This is a genomic window from Streptomyces sp. NPDC001868, from assembly GCF_040297125.1.
Taxonomy (GTDB): Bacteria; Actinomycetota; Actinomycetes; order Streptomycetales; family Streptomycetaceae; genus Streptomyces.
This window is the reverse complement of the sequence record NZ_JBEOYO010000017.1, coordinates 134,642-151,767: the sequence shown is the minus strand read 5'-3', so window position 1 is coordinate 151,767 and position 17,126 is coordinate 134,642. Positions and strand designations below refer to the sequence as shown.

Below are 17,126 nucleotides of genomic sequence, written 5' to 3'. Positions count from 1 at the left end.
TGACATGGACTAGGGAGAGCCCGTGGACTTGGGAGAGCCCGTGACGTCAGCCCCTCTCACCGCCCGGCTCCGGATCCCCAGCGGACCGCTGTTCTTCCCCGTCACGGCGTACGGCCCGGACGGCGCGGTCGATCTCGACGCCTATCGCGCGCATGTCCGCCAGGGCGTCGAAGCCGGGGCCGCCGCCGTCTTCGCCTGCTGCGGCACCGGCGAGTTCCACGCGCTCACGCCCGAGGAGTTCCAGGAGTGCGTACGGGCCGCCGTCGCGGAGACGGCCGGCCGGGTGCCGGTGGTGGCCGGCGCGGGCTACGGCACCGCCCTCGCCGTGCGCTACGCCCGCCTCGCCGAGGAGGCCGGCGCCGACGGCCTGCTCGCCATGCCGCCGTATCTGGTCGTGGCCGCCCAGGAAGGGCTGCTGCGCCACTACCGGGAACTCGCCGCGGCGACCTCCCTCCCGGTCGTCGTCTACCAGCGCGACAACGCGGTCTTCACCCCGGAGACCGTCGTCGAACTGGCCCGCACGGAAGGGATCGTCGGCCTCAAGGACGGCGTCGGCGACCTCGACCTGATGACCCGGATCGTCAGCGCGGTACGCGGCGAGGCGTGCGGGGCCGGGGACTTCCTCTACTTCAACGGCCTGCCGACCGCCGAACTGACCCAGCCCGCCTACCGGGCCGTCGGGGTCCCCCTGTACTCGTCGGCCGTCTTCTGCTTCGTCCCGGAGATCGCCCTCGCGTTCCACCGGGCGCTCGGCGCGGGCGACGACGCCACCGTGGATCGGCTGCTCGACGGGTTCTACCGTCCCTTCGTCGAACTCCGGGCCCTCGGACGCGGCTATGCCGTGTCGTTGGTCAAAGCCGGGGTACGGCTACGGGGGCTGGACGTGGGAGAGGTACGGCCGCCGCTGCACGAGCCGGCCGAGGAACACGTCAAGCGGCTGGGCCAGTTGATCGAGCGCGGCCACGCGCTGCTGGAAGAGTGCCGGGAGGGCAAGTGAAGGCGTCGACGTTCGTCTACCCGTGGGACGTCAACGGGGATCCGGCCGCCGCGGAGCGCATCGCGGGGCTCGGCGTCGGGCAGGTGACGCTCGCCTCCGCGTACCACTCCACGCGCGCGCTCACCCCCCGCCACCCCCGCCGGCGCATCGTCACCGCCGAGCACGCGGCCGTGCTGTACCCGCCGGGCGAGCGCTGGGCGGGCCGTACGCTGCGCCCGTACCCGGCGGGGGAGTGGGCGCCGGGCGACGCGTACGGCGAGGCGGCGACCGCGCTCGCGCACGCCGGGCTCGACGTGCACACTTGGGTCGTCCTCGCCCACAACTCCCGCCTGGGCACCGAGCACCCCTCGACCTCCGTGGTCAACGCGTACGGGGACCGCTACCCGTGGGCGCCGTGCGTCGCGCAGCCCGCGACCCGCGCGTACCTGGTCGACCTGGCCGTGGAGGCGGCGGTCCGCCCGGGCGCGCTCGGCACGGAACTGGAGTCGCTCGGCTGGTACGGCATCTCCCATCTGCACGCCCACGACAAGACGGGCGGGGTCGGGCTCGGGGACGCCGGGCAGTACCTGATGTCGCTGTGCTTCTGCGGGACCTGCCGCGACGGGTACGCCGAGGCCGGGCAGGCTCCGGACGCGCTGGCGGCGGCCGTGCGGGAGGCGCTGGAGCCGCTGTGGCGGGGCGAAGGCGTCGACGAGGGCTGGCCGGCCGTCGAGAAGCTCCTCGGCCCGGAGCGGGCGGCGGCCACCCGGGTGTGGCGCGACGGGATCGCGCGCTCGCTCCAGGAGGAGGCCGTGGGAGCGGTCCGCGCCGCCGCGCCGGAGGGCTTCCAGGTGCTCCTGCACGCGGACCCGGTCACGTACCACTGCGGGGCGAACCCCGGCGTCGACCCCGCGCACATCCTCGGCGTCGCGGACGGGGTCGTCGTACCGTGCGCGGGCGGACCGGGCCTGCTGCCCGCCTTCGCCGGGGCCGGGGCGGAGGGCGCCGTGCTCGCCGCCAACTTCGGCATCGTGTCCGGCATGGGCGGCAGTCCGGTGACCCTGGCCGAGGACGCGGGGCGGGCCGAGGCGCTGGGCGCCACCGAACTGCGGCTGTACCACGCGGGGTTGGCGTCGGACCAGGACCTGGCGGCGGTGCGGGAGGCGTTGACGGCGGTGGGGTGAACCGTCGGGTTCGTCCCACCGCCGTCAACGGCCAGCCGGGCCGGGCTGTCGGCTCAGCAGGCGATGACGTACCAGACCGGGGTCCAGAACACGTCGTTCCTCTCGGGAGCGACGCTGGAGAACATCCAGGCACCGTTCACGTCGTAGAAGTTCGCCCTGGTGCCCGGTGTCTGGTTGTTGTGGAGCGAGCCCCAGCCCACGAGGTTGGGCAGGGTGTACGTGACGCCGCAGGTGGTGTAGTCGAATCTGTTGCCGTTCCCGCCCTTCCCGCACACGTAGTAGTACGCGCAGTTCAGCGAGGCGGCGGCCAACGAGCCGGACCCGGCCGCTTCCGGTACGACGGCGTTCTTCATCTGGGCCGCCGTCAGCGACGGCTGCCGGGCCTCCTCGGACGTGAGGATGCCGGAGCCCACGCCGGCGCTGTCGGTGTGGGCGGCGGCCGTACCGTTGAGCCCGACCGTCGAGGCCGCGATCGCCGCCGCGGCGAACAGTGCCGCGGCCACCTTGCGTAGTGCCATGAGAAGTCCCCTCCCTGTTCCCGCCAACTCACGCTCCAGGTACGGCGGTTGGCTGGTTCTTCACCATCGGACATCGGCGCGGGACAAACAACCCCCGAACGCGTGACCTGGTTGCCGAACGTGAACTGGAGGAACCGGCGGAACAGGGGGCGACGGGGACGGCGGGCGGCTCAGGGCAGCACGCGGTAGGTCACGTGCGTGACCAGGCTCGCCGGCCGTGACTCCACCTGCTCCAGTCCCAGCGCCGGGACGCCCTCGAACAGGCGGGTGCCGGCGCCGAGGGTGAGCGGCGCGATGTGCAGCCGCAGTTCGTCGATCAGGCCGGCGGCGAGGTACTGGTTGACGGTGGTCGCGCCGCCCTGGATCGCGACATCGCCGTCACCGGCCGCCGCGCGGGCCTGCGCCAGCGCCGAGGCGATGCCGTCCGTGACGAAGTGGAACGTGGTGCCTCCGGCCATCGGCTGCGGCTCGCGCGCGTGGTGGGTGAGCACGAACACCGGTGCGTGGAACGGCGGATCGTCGCCCCACCAGCCGTTCCACGGCCGGTCCCACGCGCCGCGCACCGGGCCGAACATGTTGCGCCCCATGACGAACGCCCTGGCGGCGGCCATCCGGTCGAGCTCCGCCCGGTTCTCGTCGGGGGTGTCGAACATCCAGGCGTGCAGCTTGCCGCCCGTCCCGTCGCCGCCGTCGTCGCCGAACGGGCGTTCCTCCGACTGGTTGAGTCCGGCCGAGTAGCCGTCGACCGAGATCGTGATGTCGCAGATCACTTTGCCCATGCGCCCAGGGTCTCCTACCGGTCAGCGACGCCGCAGCAGACCTGCCGCCGTCAGCAGACACATCGTCCCCACCGTCGGCAGCAGCACCCGGAGGCCGACCAGGTCCACCAGGCCCGCGCCGATCGCCAGCCCCACCGCCGTCGGGGCGAACAGCAGGGTGTGGGCGGTGGCCGTCGCGCGGCCCAGCAGACCGGGCGGGGTTTCGCGTTGGACCGAGGTGAGCGCGGCCGTCAGGACGCACGGGAGGCCTACGCCGATCGCCGTGCCGCACAGGAGGGCCACCGTGTCGTCGGGTACGGCGCGCAGTGCCACCGCCACCCCCGTCAGGGCGATGCCGTACGCCGCGAAGGGCAGTTCGCCCAGGCGGCGCAGGAGGGGGCCCGTGGCCAGGCCGACGGCGATCGAGCCGATGCCCTGGGCGACGTACAGGAGGCCCGTGTAGGCGGGGGAGTGGCCCAGGGACTCGACCACGGCGTAGATCAGGGCGGCGTTCACGCCGGAGAGCAGCATGGTCGTGCCGCCGGCCAGGAGCAGGGGGCGCAGGCGCTCGTGGGTGAGGAGGTGCCGGGCGCCTTCGAGTGTGCGGGCGTGGGGGCCCGGCACGGGGCGTTCGGGGGAGCGGGGCCGCGCCTCCCGGACCTGTTCACGCCCCCGTTCACGCCCTCGCTCCCGCTCCCGCCCTCGTTCACGTGCCCGCTCCCGCTCCGGCCCCCGCCCCCGTTCACGCCCCCGCTCCCGCACCAACCCGTACAACCCCGCCGCCGCGACGAACGTGGCCGCGTCCAGCAGGGCCACCGTCGCTCCGCCGTACGCCGCGTACAGGCCCGCCCCCGCCAGCGGAGCAACCAGCTTCATGCTCTCGTTCGCCGTCATGCGCAAGCCGTTGAAGTCGCCGAGGAGGGACTTGTCGACGGCTACGGCGACGAGGGCCGACTCGGCCGCGTCGGTGACGACGCCTGCCGCCCCGTAGAGGAGGAGGACCGTGTAGAGGAGCCACAGGTCGCCGGGGGTGTCGACGGTGAAGAGGGTGAGGAGGAGGGCTGCCAGGCCCAGGTTGGTGGTGACGAGGAGGGCGCGGCGGCGGGGGCGGTCCGCGAGGGCGCCCAGGAGGGGGCCGGCGAGGAGCGGGGCCCACAGGGCGAACGCGCACAGCGCCGCCAGCGTGTCCGAGCCGGTGAGGTCCTTGACCCAGACGCCCGCGACCAGCCACATCGCCGACGAACCGAGGCCCGAGACCACCACCCCGGCCAGATACAGCCCCGCGTTCCGGTCTCCGAGGACCCGCCTCGTCGCCCGGCGCGGAGTCGGAGTGGAAGCCGGTGTCGTGGATGTCATGGCTGCTGATCGTGGTGCTGAGGAGCCGCTGTGCGGATCCGGCGGATGCCCTAGGAATCGTCGCCGGGAGGGGCGGTTTCGCCGCGAGCGATGAGTTCCCGGGCCGTCGAGGGTCTACCGGACAAGGGCGACCCCATCGCCCTCCGACGCCCCTCCAAGGAGCACCGCATGACCGAGCAAGGCTCGCCCCTCCTCGATCTCGCCCCTCAGACCAGGATCATCGCCCGCCTCGTCCGGGCCGTCCGCGACGACCAGCTCCCGGACCCCACCGCGTGCCCGGAGTACGCCGTGCGCCATCTCCTCGGGCATCTGCTCGGCCTGGCCGTCGCCTTCCGGGACGCGGGCCGGAAGGACCTGGGGCCCACGACGGACACCAGCCCGCAGTCGGCGCTGCCCGACATCGGGCCGGGGTGGCGCGAGGCCCTGCCGCAGGTGCTCGACGAGCTGGCCGGGGCCTGGCAGGACCCGGCCGCCTGGACGGGCGGCACCCGGGCCGGCGGGGTGTCGTTGCCGGGGGACGTCGCAGGGGCCGTGGCGACGGACGAGCTGGTCGTGCACGGCTGGGACCTCGCGCGGGCGACCGGGCAGGTATACGAACCGGATCCGGCGGCTCTCGCGGCGGCGCACTCCCTGCTCGCCGCCTCCGTCGACGATCCCTCGCGCGGGGAGATCTTCGGCCCCGTGGTGCCCGTCCCGGACGACGCGCCGCTGCTCGACCGTGTGATCGGGTTGAGCGGACGTGATCCGAAGTGGAAGCCGTAGGACTCACCCCACGGTCATCCCACGGCCATACCGAGGCCCTCCACGGACAAGCCCACGAAAGAAGGCTCAAACGCGGCGCACGCCCCCGCCCGCCTCCGTACGCTCCCGAACATGCCCCTGAGCCTCACCGCCCTCGGCACCGCCTCTCCGTACCCCCGCCCGGGCCGGCCCGCCTCCGGGTATCTGCTGCGCGGCGGGGGCGCCGAGATATGGGTGGACGCCGGGTTCGGTACGTTCGCCGAGTTGCAGCGGCACACGGATCCCACGCGGCTCACCGCGATCTGGATCTCCCATCTGCACGCGGACCACAGCGCGGATCTGGTGGCCGCGACGTACGGGTTCGCGTACGGCGGCCTCACCCTCCCCGCCCCGCTGCCCGTCTACGCGCCCGGCGACTGCGCGGAGCGCCTCGCCGGGTTCTTCGGACGGCCCGACACCACCTTCCTGAACGGCGTCTTCGACTTCCGACCCCTGTATGACGGCCACTCGGTCCAGCACTGGAACCTCACCCTCACCGCCCGCGCCGTCGTCCACGACGTCGAGTCGTACGGGCTGCGCGCCGAGTGCCAGGGGCGGGTCTTCGCGTACTCGGGGGACAGCGGTCCGTGCGACGCGCTGAGCCAACTGGCCGGCAGCGCCGACCTGTTCCTGTGCGAGGCGGACGTCGACACACATCGCGAAGGCGAACCCCGGGTGCATCTGACGCCGGAGGAGGCCGGGACGTACGCCAAGGGCGCCAGCCGACTGCTGATCACCCATGTGGGGCCCACGCTCACCCCGGAGGGGGCGACCGGGCGGGCGGCCGTCGTCTTCGGCGGGCCGACCGAGAGCGCACGCGAGGGCGACACCAAGATCGTGTGACATCGAGATCGTGTGGCAGCAAGATCATGTGACGGCGGGCACATCTTCTTTTGTCGGAAGCATTGACGAAACACAGGGCCACTCCTACCTTCAACGCGTCGTACTTCGTACGTCATATATGAGACGCGATATGTGAGATCCGAGAGCGAGAGGCGCGCATGACCTCTGTGCCCACGCCGATCCCGTCCCGCACGCAGTTCGTGCTGGAGGGGATCAAGCACCGCATCCTCACCGGGCAGTTGACGCCCGGTCAGGCCCTGGTGGAGACCGAGCTGGCCGCGCAGTTCGGGGTGTCCAAGACGCCCGTCCGCGAGGCGCTCAAGACGCTCGCCGGGACCGGGCTCGTCGTGATGAACCAGTACAAGGGCGTCACGGTGCGCATGGTGGACGCGGACATGGCGCGCGAGGTCTACGACGTACGGCTGCTCCTGGAGCCGGAGGCCCTGCGGCGCTCGGTGCGGCGCGGTGCCTCGTGGGACGCGGCGAGCGACGCGCTGACCAGGGCCGACGGGGCCTCGGACACCGCCGAACGGTCGCTGGCCAACCGGGAGTTCCACCGCGCGCTGTATGTGCCGTGCGGCAATCCGCTGCTCGGCCGGATGCTCGACGAGGTGCGCGACCAGGCCGCCCTGGTGTCGGCCGTCGCCTGGGCCGCCGATCCCTCCTGGGAACGGGAGGCCGCCGAGCACCGGGAGATCCTGCGGCTCGCCCTCGACGGTGACGCCGACGGCGCCGCCGCCGCCCTGCACGCGCACATCGCCTCGTTCGTCGAACGGGCCTTCCCCGGGGCCCGCGAGGAACAGCGGGCCACGCAAGCACCGCAGGCCCAGCAAGCCCAGTAAGCCCCCGAGTTCACGAGGCACGGTGAGCCCGCATCGCACGGCGGGCGCGCCGGACCTCCGCAGTCCTCCAAGAAGTCCTTGCAGAGGAAGGTCATCCATGAGCAGCGTGACGTTCGAGACCCAACGGGCGGCCCTGGCCGACGTGGTGGCCATCCCGGTGACGCCGTTCGCCGAGGACGGCACCGTCGACCAGGACGCCCACCGGGCCCTGCTGCGTCGGCTGCTCGACGGAGGGATCACCACCCTCACCCCGAACGGCAACACCGGCGAGTTCTACGCCCTCACCCCCGAGGAGCGCCGCCTCGTCACCGAGCTGACCATGGACGAGGTGGGCGACCGGGCCGTGATCCTGGTCGGGGTCGGGCACGACGTACCGACCGCGATCGCCTCCGCCCGGCAGGCCCGCGAGGCCGGGGCGCAGATGGTGATGGTCCATCAGCCGGTGCACCCCTACGTCTCGCAGGACGGCTGGGTCGACTACCACCGGGCGATCGCACAGGCCGTGCCCGAGCTGGGCGTCGTGCCGTACATCCGCAACGCGCAGCTCACCGGTGTCCGGCTCGCCGAACTCGCCGACACCTGCCCGAACGTGATCGGGGTCAAGTACGCCGTTCCGGACGCCGCCCGCTTCGCCGCCTTCGCCCGCGACGCCGGCCTGGAGCGCTTCGTCTGGGTGGCCGGGCTCGCCGAGCCGTACGCGCCCTCCTACTTCTCGGCCGGCGCCACCGGCTTCACCTCGGGGCTGGTGAACGTCGCCCCGGCCGTTTCGCTGAACATGATCGAAGCGCTTCGATCGGGTGACTTCCCGGCCGCCATGAAGGTCTGGGAGCAGATCCGCCGCTTCGAGGAGCTGCGCGCCGCCAACGGCTCCGCCAACAACGTCACCGTCGTCAAGGAGGCTCTCGCCTCCCTCGGCCTCTGCCGCCGCGACGTCCGGGCCCCCAGTAGGCACCTGCCGGAGACCGAACGCGCCGAGGTCGCCGCCATCGTCGCCGGGTGGTCGATATGACGAAGCCGGTCGAGGAGAAGAAACTGGTCGAGAAGAAGAAGCCGGAAGACCTCCGCAGCCACCAGTGGTACGGCACCGACGGACTGCGCTCCTTCAGCCACCGGGCCCGCACCCGTCAGCTCGGCTACCTCCCCGAGGAGCACCTCGGCAAGCCGGTCATCGCGATCCTCAACACCTGGTCCGACATCAATCCCTGTCATGTGCACCTCCGGGATCGGGCCCAGGCGGTCAAGCGGGGCGTGTGGCAGGCGGGCGGCTTCCCGCTGGAGTTCCCGGTCTCGACCCTCTCCGAGACCTTCCAGAAGCCGACCCCCATGCTCTACCGCAACATGCTCGCGATGGAGACCGAGGAACTGCTCCGCTCGTACCCGGTCGACGGGGCCGTCCTGATGGGCGGCTGCGACAAGTCGACGCCCGCGCTGCTGATGGGGGCGGCGAGCGTCGATCTCCCCACCGTCTTCGTGCCCGCCGGGCCCATGCTGCCGGGCCACTGGCGCAACGAGGTCCTCGGCTCCGGCACCGACATGTGGAAGTACTGGGACGACAAGCGCGCCGGGCTCATCGGCGACTGCGAGATGACCGAGTTGGAGTCCGGTCTCGCGCGCTCGCCGGGCCACTGCATGACGATGGGTACGGCGTCCACGCTCACCGCCGCCGCCGAGGCCCTCGGCGTCACGGTCCCGGGCGCGTCCAGCATCCCGGCCGTCGACTCCGGGCACGACCGTATGGCGGCCGCCGCAGGCCTCCGTATCGTCGAACTGGTCCACAAGGACCGGAAGTTGAACGACATTCTCACCGCCGACGCGTTCGAGGACGCCGTCACCACCGTCCTCGGACTCGGCGGCTCCACCAACGCGGTCATCCACCTCATCGCCATGGCCGGCCGCGCGGGCGTCAGGCTCACCCTCGACGACTTCGACCGCGTCGCCCGTACGGTCCCGGTGCTGGCCAATGTCCGGCCCGGCGGCCAGAAGTACCTGATGGAGGACTTCCACTTCGCGGGCGGCCTGCCCGGCTTCCTCTCCCGGATCACCGACCTGCTCCACCTGGACCGGCCGACCGTCTCGTACGACACGATGCGCGAGCAGCTCGACGGCGCGCTCGTCCACAACGACGACGTGATCCGGACCCGCGACAACCCGGTCGCCGCCGAGGGCGGGGTCGCCGTCCTGCGCGGCAACCTCTGCCCGGACGGCGCGGTCATCAAGCACATCTCGGCCGAACCGCACCTGCTGAAGCACACCGGCCCGGCGGTCGTCTTCGACGACTACCGGACCATGCAACGCACCATCAACGACCCGTCCCTCGGGATCACCGCCGACACCGTGCTGGTGCTGCGCAACTCCGGCCCCAAGGGCGGCCCGGGCATGCCCGAGTACGGCATGCTGCCCATCCCCGACCATCTGCTGAAGCAGGGCGTCCGGGACATGGTGCGGATCTCCGACGCCCGGATGAGCGGCACGAGTTACGGCGCCTGCGCCCTGCACGTGGCGCCCGAGTCGTACGTCGGCGGCCCCCTCGCCCTGGTCCGCACCGGCGACTCGATCACCCTCGACGTCGAGGCCCGCAGCCTCCAACTCAACGTGGAAGACGAGGAGTTGGCACGCCGCCGAGCGGACTGGACCCCACCGCCCACCCGCTACGAACGCGGCTACGGAGCCCTCTACAACGACCAGATCACCCAGGCGGACACCGGCTGCGACTTCGAGTTCCTGGCCAGACCGGGCAAGGTCCCGGACCCCTACGCAGGCTGACCGACGAAACCCCGTCCGCTCAAGGGGCGCGGGGAACTGCGCGACAAGCCCACACCGCATCCGCAGACGCCACACGACCGCAAGAGGCACCCCGTACCGCGAAATCAGACACACCCCTGCACAACGAGAAAGCGCTTCCTGCACCACGCGCGAGCCGCACGACGCCGCACGACGACGACGTACCCAGAAACGGAGCCCCAGTCATGGCCCAAGCCGCAGCCGTGGCGAAACCGCCCGCGCCACCCCGGCGGAGCCGTGCGCGGAGCCGTGCGCGCCGTGCCTCGGCGACCCCGCGCAGGCTGCCGTACCTGCTGATCGCCCCGGCCGCCCTGCTCATGCTGGGCTTCATCGCCTACCCGGTCATCAGCGTCTTCTACTACAGCCTGCAGCACTACAACCCCACGAAACCCTGGCGGAACGGCTTCGCCGGCTTCGACAACTTCGTGCACGCCTTCACCGAGGACCCCCTGTTCTGGGACACCCTCGTGTTCAGCGCCAAGTGGGTGCTCGTCGAGGTCTCGCTGCAGCTGCTGTTCGGTCTGGCGCTCGCGCTGATCGTCAACCAGACGTTCGTCGGGCGGGCCGTCGGCCGGGCCCTGGTCTTCTCCCCCTGGGCCGTCTCCGGCGTACTGACCTCCGCGATCTGGGTGCTCCTCTACAACTCCCAGACGGGCATCACCCGTTACCTCGCGGACATGGGCATCGGCGAGTACGGCACCAGCTGGCTCTCCGACACCTCCACCGTCTTCTCGGCGGCGATCGTCGCCGACCTGTGGCGCGGTGTCCCCTTCTTCGCGATCCTCATCCTCGCGGACCTCCAGTCCATCTCGAAGGACCTGTACGAGGCCGCCGAGGTCGACGGCGCCAGCCGCGTCCGGCAGTTCCTGCACATCACGCTGCCGCACCTGAAGGACGCGATCATCCTCTCCACGCTGCTGCGCGCTGTGTGGGAGTTCAACAACGTCGACCTCCTCTACACCCTGACCGGCGGCGGACCGGCGGGCGAGACCACGACTCTCCCCCTCTACATCGCCAACACCTCCGTCGACGCCCACAACTTCGGCTACGCGTCCGCCCTGACCACGGTCGCGTTCGTGATCCTGCTCTTCTGCTCGATGGTCTATCTGCGGCTGAGCAAGTTCGGAGGCGAGTCCAAGTGATCACCAAGGACGCCGAGAAGGTCGCCCCCGTGCGGCCCGCGCCCGCGGCCGAGGAGCCCCCGCAGCGCCCGGGCAAGGTCCGCCGCGCCTGGGACGAGGTGCCGCGCTGGCAGATCTACCTCCCGCTGTCGATCTACCTGGTCTTCACCCTCGTCCCCTTCTACTGGATCCTGCTCTTCGCGCTCCGCAAGCCCGGCTCGACCTCGCTCGCGCCGTGGCCGGTCACCTTCGAGCACTTCGAGAAGGTGTGGAACGAGCGCAGCTTCGGGGTCTACTTCCAGAACAGCGTGCTCGTCGGTGTCGTCACCCTGCTGATGACCACGCTCGTCGCCCTGGCCGGCGGCTACGCCCTCGCCCGCTTCGACTTCAGGATCAAACGCGGGTTCATGCTGGCGCTGCTGTGCTCCCAGTTCGTGCCGGGCGCGCTGCTCCTCGTCCCGCTGTTCCAGATCTTCGCCGAGCTGCGGATGATCAACTCGCTCGGCAGTGTCATCCTCGCCGAGACGGTCTTCCAGCTGCCGCTGTCGATCATCCTGATCAGCAACTTCATCAAGAACGTGCCGTACTCCCTTGAGGAAGCGGCCTGGGTGGACGGCTGCAATCGCTTCACCGCGTTCCGGGTGGTCGTGCTGCCGCTGCTGCGGCCCGGACTGATCGCCGTCGGCTCCTTCGCCTTCGTGCACTCCTGGAACCACTTCCTGTTCGCCCTGATGTTCCTCAGCAACCAGGACAAGCAGACCATCCCGGTCGGCCTCAACACCCTGCTCAGCGCCGACAGCGTCGACCTGGGCGCACTGGCCGCCGGCGGCATCATCGCCGCCGTACCGGTGGTCATCGTCTTCGCCTTCATCCAGAAGTGGCTGATCACGGGCTTCAGCGCCGGGGCGGTGAAGGGATGACCATACGGCGGAAGGCAGTACAACTCGTCGCCCTCGCGGGGGTGTTGGGCGCCACGCTGACCACCCCGGCCGGGGCCGAGTCCCGGGACATCAGCCGGGACACGCTCGCGGCGGACGACGGCTGGGCCGCGGCCGACGGTGGTACCACGGGGGGTTCCACCGCCGACGACGCCCATGTCTTCACCGTACGCACCCGGAGCGAGCTGGTCCGCGCGCTCGACGGCGGCAGCGCCACCCCGAAGATCATCCGGATCGCGGGGACCGTCGACGCCAACACCGCCGACGACGGCGACCGCCTCGACTGCGCCGACTACGCGACCGACGGCTACGACCTGAGGAAGTACCTGGCCGCGTACGACCCGCGCACCTGGGGATCCGCCAAGCCCAGCGGCCCCCAGGAGGAGGCCCGGCAGGCGTCGGCGGCGAAGCAGGCCGAGCGGGTCGAGCTGGCCGTCGGCTCCAACACCACCATCGTCGGCCTCGGCGGCAGGGCGGTCCTCAAAGGTGCCAGCCTCCAGCTCAAGGGCGCGGACAACGTCATCGTCCGCGACCTCGAACTCCGGGACGCCTACGACTGCTTCCCCGTCTGGCAGCCCAACACCGGCGGCCTCGGCGACTGGAAGACGGCGTACGACAACATCTGGGTACGCGGATCCAGCCATGTCTGGATCGACCACGTCACCATTTCCGACAAGGGTCACTCCGACGCGGACGAGCCGACGTACTACGGCCGCAACTACCTCCGCCACGACGGCCTGCTCGACATCACCAACGCCTCCGACCTGGTCACCGTCTCGTGGAGCCGCTTCGTCGACCACGACAAGGGCATCCTGATCGGCAACGGCGACACGGCCACCGGCGACCGGGGCAGGCTCCGGGTGACGCTGCACCACAACCAGTTCGAGAACGTCGTACAGCGCGCGCCGCGCGTCCGCTTCGGGCAGGTGCACCTCTACAACAACCGATACGTCGTCTCCGCCCCGGCCGGCGCCCACGACTACCGCTACTCCCTGGGCGTCTCCACCGAGTCCGCCGTGTACGCCGAGAACAACGCCTTCACCACGCCGGGCCACATCGAGGTCGCCGACCTGGTCAAGAGCTGGAACGGCACCGCCCTGCACCAGACGGGCACCCTCTTCAACGGCTATCCGGTGGACCTGCTCGCCATTCACAACGCCTACAACTCCGGCAGCGAGCGTGATCTCACGGCCGACGTGGGCTGGACGCCTACCCTGCACCAAAAGATCGACAGCGCCGGGAAGGCCGACCGAGAGGTGGCACGCGGCGCGGGCGCAGGGAGGATCCGATGACCACCGCCAAGCACGAGACCGACGCCACGCACGGCAGCCCGCTCGCTCCCCCGCTTCCGCTCGTCCTCGCGGGCGCCCGGGGCCACGGCCGCTGGCACCTGGAGAACATCCGCCGGCTGGCGGACAAGGGCATCGTCCGGCTCGCCGGTATCTGCGAGCTGACCCCGCTGGGCGCGGACGAGATCCCGGACGGCCTCGGCACGCCCGAGCAGTCCGCCGACTTCGGCGCGCTCCTCGACTCCACGGGTGCCGCGATCGCGGTGATCTGCACCCCGATCCCGACCCACACCGACCTGGCGCTGACGGCGGCCCGGCGGGGCGTGCACGTGCTGCTGGAGAAGCCGCCGGCCCCGTCGTACGCCGAGTTCCGCCGGATGGCCGACGGGGTCGCGCAGGCCGGCACGGTCTGCCAGATCGGCTTCCAGTCGCTGGGCTCGCACGCCGTGCCCGCGATCCGGAGGATGGTCGCCGAGGGTCTCATCGGAGAGGTGACCGGTATCGGCGGCGCCGGGGCCTGGGCCCGCGCAGAGGCGTACTACCGGCGGGCGCCCTGGGCCGGCAAGCGGCGCCTGAACGGCGTGGACGTGATCGACGGGGCGCTCACCAACCCCCTCGCGCACGCCGTCGCCACCGGGCTCGCGCTCGCCGGCGCGGGCCGCGCCGAGGACGTCACCGGCATCGAGACCGAGCTGCTGCGCGCCAACGACATCGAGTCCGACGACACCTCGTGCGTGCGCGTCACCACCGCCGACGGCGCCCGGATCACCGTCGCCGTCACCCTCTGCGCCGAGAACCCCGGCGAGCCGTACAACGTCGTCCACGGCACCAGCGGCCGGATCACCTACTGGTACAAGCAGGACCGTGTGCTCGTCCAGCGGGCCGGACACGGCCCCGAGGAGATCGAGTACGGCCGCACGGACCTGCTGGAGAACCTCGTCGACCACCTCGTCGACGGCACCGACCTGCTGGTCCCGCCGGAGGTGACCGGCGCGTTCATGAAGGTCGTCGAGGCCATCCGGACCGCCCCCGACCCGGTCGCGCTCCCGGCCGACGCCTGGCACCGGCTGTCCGACGAGGACCGCCGGGTCGTCGACGGCATCGACGGCCTGGTCACGGCCGCCGCCGACCGTCTCGCCCTCTACTCCGAGCTGGGCGCCCCCTGGGCGCTCCCCGCAGCCCCAGCGAAAGAGGTGAGCACATGACGATCACCGACAACTCCCTCGTCCTGCGCGTGGCGGGCCGTCCGGTGGGCCGCTACCTCACCCGGCCCGACCTGCCGGACCGGCTCTCACCGCGCCCCTGTCTCCACCCCGTCACCACCCTGTCCGGTACGGCGGTCACCGAACTGAGCCCCGCCGACCACCTCCACCACCTCGGCGTCGGTGTCGCCGTTCCCGACGTCGAGGGGCACAACTTCTGGGGCGGACGGACCTACGTCCGCGACCAGGGCCCGACCGAGCTCGACAACCACGGCTCCCAGCGCCACACCGCCTTCCAGCTGCGCGACCCCGACGGCTTCGTCGAGGAACTGCGCTGGGTGGCGTCCGGCACCGAGTTACTGCGTGAGCGCCGTACGGTCGCGGCCACCGAACTCACCGACTCCGCCTGGGCGTTGGACTTCACCTTCTCCCTCACCAACATCACCGGCGCACCCGTGTCGATCGGCAGCCCCGCCACCAACGGCCGCCCCGGCGCCGCGTACGGCGGCTTCTTCTGGCGGGCCCGGAAGGAGGCCGAGCCGCCTCGTGTCTTCACCGCCGACGCCGAGGGCGAGTCGGCGGTCCACGGCACCCGCGCCGACTGGCTCGCCATGGCCGGCGGCGGCTGGACGCTCGTCTTCGCGGGGGCCACGGAGACCACCCGCCGCGACCCGTGGTTCGTCCGCGCCGACGAGTACCCGGGCGTCGGCTCCTCCCTCGCCCACACCGAGCGCCTCCCGATCGACCCGGGCGAGACGGCCGTACGCCGGGTCGTCACCGTCGTCGCCGACGGCACCCTCGACCGGGACGAGACGGCGGCCCTCGTACGGAAGGCGGTGAGCCCGTGAGCGAGATATCCGCAGCGGCCCCCGCCACGACCGGGGCGTCCGCCACCGCCATGACCGGGGCGTCCACCACAGCCACAGCCACAGCCACGGCCTCCGCCACCGCCTCCGCGCCCTCCTTCTCCGCCGACCAGGGTGACGGCACCTACCGCAACCCGATCCTCGACGCCGACTGGTCCGACCCCGATGTCCTGCGCGTGGGCGACGACTTCTATATGACCGCCTCCAGCTTCGGCCGGGTCCCGGGGCTTCCCCTGCTCCACTCCCGGGACCTGGTCAACTGGACGCTCGTCGGCCACGCGCTCCAACTCCTGGAGCCAGCCGCCGAGTTCAGGGTCCCGCGGCACGACTGCGGGGTGTGGGCGCCTTCGCTCCGGCACTTCGACGACCGGTTCTGGATCTTCTGGGGCGACCCCGACCACGGTATCTACCAGGTCAACGCCCCCGGAATCAGAGGCCCTTGGACCCGCCCGCACCTGGTCAAGGAGGGCAAGGGGCTCATCGACCCCTGCCCGCTGTGGGACGAGGAGACCGGCGAGGCCTATCTCGTGCACGCCTGGGCCAAGTCCCGCTCCGGGATCAAGAACCGGCTCACCGGGCACCGGATGCGGCCCGACGGCACCGGCCTGCTCGACGAGGGCAAGGTGATCGTCGACGCGGACCGGCTCCCCGGCTGGTTCACCCTGGAGGGCCCCAAGCTCTACCGCCACGACGGCTGGTTCTGGATCTTCGCCCCCGCCGGGGGAGTGGAGACCGGCTGGCAGGGCGTCTTCCGCTCCCGCGAGTTCTTCGGCCCGTACGAGGAGCGGATCGCCCTGGAGCAGAAGGACACCGAGGTCAACGGGCCGCACCAGGGCGGCTGGGTGCGTACGGCGGCCGGCGAGGACTGGTTCGCGCACTTCCAGCAGCGGGGCGCGTACGGCAGGGTCGTCCACCTCCAGCCGATGACCTGGGACCCGGAGGGGTGGCCCGTGCTCGGCGACGAGGGCGCCCCCGTCGCCGTCCATCGCAAGCCGGAGCTGCCGCCGCAGCCGCCGGCCGCGCCCGCCACCGACGACGACTTCCCCGGTGGCCGCTTCGGACGCCAGTGGCAGTGGACCGCCAACCCGCAGGACGGCTGGGCCACCCAGCACTCCGGCGACGGGCTGCGGCTCACCTGTGTGCGCTCCGTGCACGCGCACGACCTGCGGAAACTGGCGCATGTGCTCACCCAGCGGCTGCCGGGGATCCCGGCGGTCGTCGAGGTGGAGCTGAGTCTCGGCAGCGAGGAGCCGGGGGCGCGGGCGGGGCTCGCCGTGCTCGGGGACGCGTTCCGCTGGATCGGCCTTCAGCGAGAGGCCGACGGAAGCGTGCGCCTCGTCCACCGGTTCGCCGAGACCGTGGCCGAGCGCGAGCGGGACGCCGACCGTCCGCGCCCGGCGCCCGGGGGACGGGCCCGGCTGCGGATCGAGACCTCGGCCGGGGCGCGCTGCCGCTTCTCCTACGACGTGGGGGAGGGATGGGAGTCCTCGGGACAGGTCTTCGCCGCCACCCCCTGGCGCTGGGTCGGCGCCCTGCTCGGCCTCTTCGCGGTCGCGCCCAACGGCGCGGGACACGCCGGGGCCGCCACGTTCACGCACTTCCGCATCACCCGCTCGCAGCCCGACCTGTAGCTCGACCCGTAGCTCGACGCACGTCATCCGTACGCCTGTTG

Annotated in this window: 16 protein-coding genes; 13 read left to right on the top strand and 3 right to left on the bottom strand. The window is 71.8% G+C overall.

The window, feature by feature from the left end:
• The first annotated feature begins 40 nt into the window (after positions 1 to 40).
• Both ABT147_RS21540 and ABT147_RS21535 read left to right on the top strand, forming a co-directional pair.
• Entirely contained in the window at positions 41 to 997 is a 957-nt protein-coding gene (locus tag ABT147_RS21540; RefSeq protein WP_351408451.1) for a 5-dehydro-4-deoxyglucarate dehydratase, read from the top strand.
• Positions 994 to 2,160, top strand: coding sequence for a hypothetical protein (locus ABT147_RS21535; protein ID WP_351408449.1), 1,167 nt, complete (start codon positions 994 to 996; stop codon positions 2,158 to 2,160). The genes ABT147_RS21540 and ABT147_RS21535 overlap by 4 nt, the downstream gene beginning before the upstream one ends.
• 53 nt (positions 2,161 to 2,213) lie before the next feature.
• Here ABT147_RS21535 and ABT147_RS21530 read toward each other — a convergent pair whose 3' ends face one another.
• The 3 genes from ABT147_RS21530 to ABT147_RS21520 all read right to left on the bottom strand — a co-directional run bounded on the left by ABT147_RS21530 (position 2,214) and on the right by ABT147_RS21520 (position 4,792).
• Positions 2,214 to 2,678 (bottom strand): hypothetical protein, encoded by a 465-nt coding sequence (locus ABT147_RS21530; protein ID WP_351408447.1) that lies wholly within the window; start codon positions 2,676 to 2,678, stop codon positions 2,214 to 2,216.
• Between the two features lie 170 nt (positions 2,679 to 2,848).
• Positions 2,849 to 3,457 (bottom strand): dihydrofolate reductase family protein, encoded by a 609-nt coding sequence (locus tag ABT147_RS21525; protein ID WP_351408445.1) that lies wholly within the window; start codon positions 3,455 to 3,457, stop codon positions 2,849 to 2,851.
• Positions 3,458 to 3,478: 21 nt separating this feature from the next.
• Positions 3,479 to 4,792: an MFS transporter gene (locus tag ABT147_RS21520; protein WP_351408443.1), complete on the bottom strand. Its 1,314-nt coding sequence runs from the start codon at positions 4,790 to 4,792 to the stop codon at positions 3,479 to 3,481.
• Between the two features lie 168 nt (positions 4,793 to 4,960).
• Between ABT147_RS21520 and ABT147_RS21515 the strand changes: the two genes are divergently transcribed.
• From ABT147_RS21515 to ABT147_RS21465, 11 genes are all read left to right on the top strand, one after another.
• Positions 4,961 to 5,554, top strand: coding sequence for a TIGR03086 family metal-binding protein (locus ABT147_RS21515; protein WP_351408441.1), 594 nt, complete (start codon positions 4,961 to 4,963; stop codon positions 5,552 to 5,554).
• Between the two features lie 111 nt (positions 5,555 to 5,665).
• Positions 5,666 to 6,415: an MBL fold metallo-hydrolase gene (locus ABT147_RS21510; protein WP_351408439.1), complete on the top strand. Its 750-nt coding sequence runs from the start codon at positions 5,666 to 5,668 to the stop codon at positions 6,413 to 6,415.
• Positions 6,416 to 6,573: 158 nt separating this feature from the next.
• Complete coding sequence (locus ABT147_RS21505) at positions 6,574 to 7,257, top strand: GntR family transcriptional regulator (RefSeq protein WP_351408437.1); 684 nt, start codon at positions 6,574 to 6,576, stop codon at positions 7,255 to 7,257.
• Positions 7,258 to 7,354: 97 nt separating this feature from the next.
• Complete coding sequence (locus ABT147_RS21500; RefSeq protein ID WP_351408435.1) at positions 7,355 to 8,266, top strand: dihydrodipicolinate synthase family protein; 912 nt, start codon at positions 7,355 to 7,357, stop codon at positions 8,264 to 8,266.
• Positions 8,263 to 10,020, top strand: coding sequence for an L-arabinonate dehydratase (araD, locus tag ABT147_RS21495; protein WP_351408433.1), 1,758 nt, complete (start codon positions 8,263 to 8,265; stop codon positions 10,018 to 10,020). The genes ABT147_RS21500 and araD overlap by 4 nt, the downstream gene beginning before the upstream one ends.
• A gap of 203 nt (positions 10,021 to 10,223) precedes the next feature.
• Positions 10,224 to 11,180 carry a carbohydrate ABC transporter permease gene (locus tag ABT147_RS21490; RefSeq protein WP_351408432.1) on the top strand — a complete coding sequence of 319 codons (957 nt, stop codon included), beginning with the start codon at positions 10,224 to 10,226 and terminating at the stop codon, positions 11,178 to 11,180.
• Entirely contained in the window at positions 11,177 to 12,079 is a 903-nt protein-coding gene (locus ABT147_RS21485) for a carbohydrate ABC transporter permease (protein WP_502983127.1), read from the top strand. The genes ABT147_RS21490 and ABT147_RS21485 overlap by 4 nt, the downstream gene beginning before the upstream one ends.
• Positions 12,076 to 13,389: a pectate lyase family protein gene (locus ABT147_RS21480; protein WP_351408430.1), complete on the top strand. Its 1,314-nt coding sequence runs from the start codon at positions 12,076 to 12,078 to the stop codon at positions 13,387 to 13,389. The genes ABT147_RS21485 and ABT147_RS21480 overlap by 4 nt, the downstream gene beginning before the upstream one ends.
• The gene (locus ABT147_RS21475) at positions 13,386 to 14,591 is read left to right on the top strand and encodes a Gfo/Idh/MocA family protein (RefSeq protein WP_351408428.1); all 1,206 of its coding nucleotides are present in this window, start codon (positions 13,386 to 13,388) and stop codon (positions 14,589 to 14,591) included. The genes ABT147_RS21480 and ABT147_RS21475 overlap by 4 nt, the downstream gene beginning before the upstream one ends.
• Entirely contained in the window at positions 14,588 to 15,436 is an 849-nt protein-coding gene (locus tag ABT147_RS21470; RefSeq protein WP_351408426.1) for a DUF6807 domain-containing protein, read from the top strand. Before ABT147_RS21475 ends, ABT147_RS21470 begins: the two co-directional genes overlap by 4 nt.
• A gap of 50 nt (positions 15,437 to 15,486) precedes the next feature.
• Complete coding sequence (locus ABT147_RS21465) at positions 15,487 to 17,085, top strand: glycoside hydrolase family 43 protein (RefSeq protein ID WP_502983130.1); 1,599 nt, start codon at positions 15,487 to 15,489, stop codon at positions 17,083 to 17,085.
• Positions 17,086 to 17,126 lie beyond the last annotated feature (41 nt).

Excerpts from the sequence above, each read along its gene's own strand:
- ABT147_RS21530 (WP_351408447.1), bottom strand. The coding sequence starts at position 2,678 with ATGGCACTACGCAAGGTGGCCGCGGCACTGTTCGCCGCGGCGGCGATC.
- ABT147_RS21525 (WP_351408445.1), bottom strand. The coding sequence starts at position 3,457 with ATGGGCAAAGTGATCTGCGACATCACGATCTCGGTCGACGGCTACTCG.
- ABT147_RS21520 (WP_351408443.1), bottom strand. The coding sequence starts at position 4,792 with ATGACATCCACGACACCGGCTTCCACTCCGACTCCGCGCCGGGCGACG.
- ABT147_RS21515 (WP_351408441.1), top strand. The coding sequence starts at position 4,961 with ATGACCGAGCAAGGCTCGCCCCTCCTCGATCTCGCCCCTCAGACCAGG.
- ABT147_RS21510 (WP_351408439.1), top strand. The coding sequence starts at position 5,666 with ATGCCCCTGAGCCTCACCGCCCTCGGCACCGCCTCTCCGTACCCCCGC.
- ABT147_RS21505 (WP_351408437.1), top strand. The coding sequence starts at position 6,574 with ATGACCTCTGTGCCCACGCCGATCCCGTCCCGCACGCAGTTCGTGCTG.
- ABT147_RS21500 (WP_351408435.1), top strand. The coding sequence starts at position 7,355 with ATGAGCAGCGTGACGTTCGAGACCCAACGGGCGGCCCTGGCCGACGTG.
- araD (WP_351408433.1), top strand. The coding sequence starts at position 8,263 with ATGACGAAGCCGGTCGAGGAGAAGAAACTGGTCGAGAAGAAGAAGCCG.
- ABT147_RS21490 (WP_351408432.1), top strand. The coding sequence starts at position 10,224 with ATGGCCCAAGCCGCAGCCGTGGCGAAACCGCCCGCGCCACCCCGGCGG.
- ABT147_RS21480 (WP_351408430.1), top strand. The coding sequence starts at position 12,076 with ATGACCATACGGCGGAAGGCAGTACAACTCGTCGCCCTCGCGGGGGTG.
- ABT147_RS21475 (WP_351408428.1), top strand. The coding sequence starts at position 13,386 with ATGACCACCGCCAAGCACGAGACCGACGCCACGCACGGCAGCCCGCTC.
- ABT147_RS21470 (WP_351408426.1), top strand. The coding sequence starts at position 14,588 with ATGACGATCACCGACAACTCCCTCGTCCTGCGCGTGGCGGGCCGTCCG.
- ABT147_RS21465 (WP_502983130.1), top strand. The coding sequence starts at position 15,487 with ATGACCGGGGCGTCCACCACAGCCACAGCCACAGCCACGGCCTCCGCC.